We start from the raw sequence: 2924 nt of genomic DNA, 5'->3' as shown, positions 1-2924 counted from the left end.
GAAACAACCTTTTATCCATCTAAATACCATATTTATCGCCTCCAATATAATATTGCATCTTTTCCATTATTTGGCAAAACCTTTGTTAACAGTGCCTAATAATGGCGTCATTGCTGAAGCTTCAGCTGGGCTAGGTTGTGATTTTAGGGTATCAAACCGTGCATTCATTACTAGTGGCATAGATATCGCCGTTTTTGGTGTAGCATCATCAGCCTTCCCCCCTAAATTTAGATTAACTAGCGGCCTGGGATTTATCTTCTAAGATGGCTAAAACTGCAGATAAGAAGAGCATATACCGATTCAAGGTTGTATAGGCCTCCATATTATCTGCAGTTGCATCAATTTCAAAAGACAAGGAATATAATATAACCACCATTTCTCAGTGCTATGGGTTATAATAACCTAATAGGACCGGCCTTTTAGATCAAATTCAGTAATATACTAAGGGTTGATCGCTCTGTTTGACAGTATAAAAATATAAATTAATGTAGGAACTATATTACTACTTATAATTGCATTTAATGAATAAAAAAGTATTTTTAGCGTGTGGCGCTGCTTTGTTTTTTAGCTCCAGCGCATTATACGCATCTGATGATAGCCATAGCATAAAAGTGGCGGCCTCCTTTTCTAAAAGCTTTACAATTAGCAAAGGTACGGCTGGTGGCAAAGATATAGATAGGATGTTAAAACCAAACATATTTGGCACCTCTATCATGTTTGCACCATCCAGTAGTACAGATATCGGCCTTGAGCTGAAATACTTTGCAAATGTGGATGAAACGAACTGTTTTTTAGGCGCTGCTAGCTTTAGGTACCTTTTGGGTGGCGCAGATAGCACGTTTACCCCATACGCAAAATTCTCAGCTGGATTGTATAAACCATTCCTTACAGACAAAGGCAAAGATGGTTTAGATCCAGATGAGATTAATAACCTTGAAGCATTTGTAGCTGTAAGCTCTGCTGGGCTAGGGCTCGATTTTAAAATAACTGATAGTATATACCTCACAGCCGGCGCAGACCTTGCTATTTATGGCTTTAAGATTAGGGATCACTATGAAAACCCACAACTCACACTAAGTGTTGGAGCTGGGTTTGCGTTTTAATTGCCTATAGAAGTTTTGTGTTCCTTCTATGTAGTTGTATTATGGGGGCGAATTAGCACGGCATTTAAAGAAGTTATAATATGAAAGAATTGTTTATTGATATGTAATGAGCTCAGTTTCGGCGTGTATAGCGGTTTTGGCAACCTATGTTTATGTTGCTATCAATCACCTATTTTTTCGGCCAAAGAGTTTATTACATTCAATATTCTTAATATGAATTAGCGGCCATCTAGATATGAATAAAAAAGTAATTTTAGCTTGCAGCGCCACCTTATTTTATAGTGCTAGCTGCTTATATGCTGCAAAAAATGAAAATACTCTTCTTTCTAGCTTCTCATACTCCGCTAATAATAATGATCCGAGCGTCAAATTATCCGCCTCCTTTTCTAAACTCTTCGCCTTTCTGAATTATGCATATGACCATCCGCAACCCCCAATAGATGTTTTGAGCGCTTCTGCAATGTTTGTCACATCAAATAATTCCGATATTGGTTTAGAGTTAAGGTATTTTGCAAATTTAGAGGATCAAAAGCCTTTATCATGTTCTGCTAGCTTTAGATATCTTTTTGGCTATCCAAATAGTAGATTAAGACAATATGTGAAGGCCGCAGCTGGATTATACAAGCAAACATTTTCAGAATCATGGAAAAACGAATTGCTGAAGAGTGGTAATGAGCTTTGGAGGATAGATTTTCTAGAATCTACCGTATCTGTAGTTTATGCTGGCATAGGCATTGATTTTCAAATAGCAACCAATCTATTTATTACAGCTGGTATAGCTGCTGATTTACAGAATATCGGAAACAGTACTGTTACCGATATCCTGCATAATACGAATATTATATTAGGTATAGGTATTGGTTTTATCTTTTAGCCCTCAATATAGCAAAATGACTATAAAAGAGTCACTTAACAAATAACCTTTAAAATCTATAACACAATAATTTGTTGCATTTTGTGTTTATATAAACACAAAAAAACTACTACCTAGCTATAATTGAATGATAATCACCTCAATTGTTATATAGCTATAAATTCTAGATTATCTATTAACGTAGAAATTTATTTTACTAAAATTGTGTATCTATTTTCATGACTAATTAAAATTTTATTCACTTGATCAATATTATTATTATAGGATACCTTACTGATATAAAGCGCCTTTTCTTTCATTAAAATTGTGTTTAATGCTTTGAGAATAATATTATTTACCTTTTTCTATTTTTGCTCCTCAGCGGCTTTTGCAGTATCTATGCCAAGAGGCCTTGGTGGTGATGAAAGAATAAAAATCATGCCTTATAAGGCAAACACTGTCTTTCAATTTACTGGATGCCCTTATTTTCAATCTCTTATAGAATTTGCTTCTGGTGAAACTATAATGACAATAGCCATGGGCACACCCTCCGCATGGCAAATTATACCAAGTGAAAACAGAATATTTCTTAAACCAATAGAGCTGGATGCAACAACTAATATGACCGTTATAACGAATAAGCGAATGTACTTTTTTGAAATGAGGGCAAAAGAGGCGTTTGGAATTGAGGATGGTGATATACCATTCGTAGTAAAATTTTTATATCCAAATGAAATTATAAGCAATATTACAAAAAGTGCACAAACCAGCATGAGTAATATAGATATGAAAAAATTGACCTCATATAATTTCGATTACAGGCTTAGTGGCAGATCTTAGGCACTGTTAACAAAGGTTTTGCCAAATAATGGAAAAGATGCAATATTATATTGGAGGCGATAAATATGGTATTTAGATGGATAAAAGGTTGTTTCCGATCGACATTAAAACGTTCAATGAATGGGTTT

The 2924-nt window shown here is 34.8% G+C and carries 4 protein-coding genes; all 4 read left to right on the top strand.

The genetic code is table 11. The features are described 5' to 3' along the window. Nucleotides 1-262, top strand: a 262-nt coding sequence (locus Cyrtocomes_RS05790; RefSeq protein ID WP_322498241.1) for a hypothetical protein, incomplete at its 5' end; no start/stop codon positions are given. A gap of 259 nt (nt 263-521) precedes the next feature. Next, entirely contained in the window at nt 522-1103 is a 582-nt protein-coding gene (locus tag Cyrtocomes_RS05785) for a hypothetical protein (protein WP_322498240.1), read from the top strand. Nucleotides 1104-1338: 235 nt separating this feature from the next. Further along, nucleotides 1339-1977, top strand: a complete 639-nt coding sequence (locus Cyrtocomes_RS05780; protein ID WP_322498239.1) for a hypothetical protein — start codon at nt 1339-1341, stop codon at nt 1975-1977. 378 nt (nt 1978-2355) lie between these two features. Further along, a complete protein-coding gene (locus tag Cyrtocomes_RS05775; protein WP_322498238.1) occupies nt 2356-2796 on the top strand; it encodes a TrbG/VirB9 family P-type conjugative transfer protein in 441 nt (146 codons plus the stop codon). Nucleotides 2797-2924 lie beyond the last annotated feature (128 nt).

It is taken from the genome of Candidatus Cyrtobacter comes (genome assembly GCF_034470605.1).
Classification (GTDB): domain Bacteria; phylum Pseudomonadota; class Alphaproteobacteria; order Rickettsiales; family Midichloriaceae; genus Cyrtobacter; species Cyrtobacter comes.
Note: the sequence above shows the minus strand (reverse complement) of the source record. Positions and strands in the feature narration are given on the sequence as shown.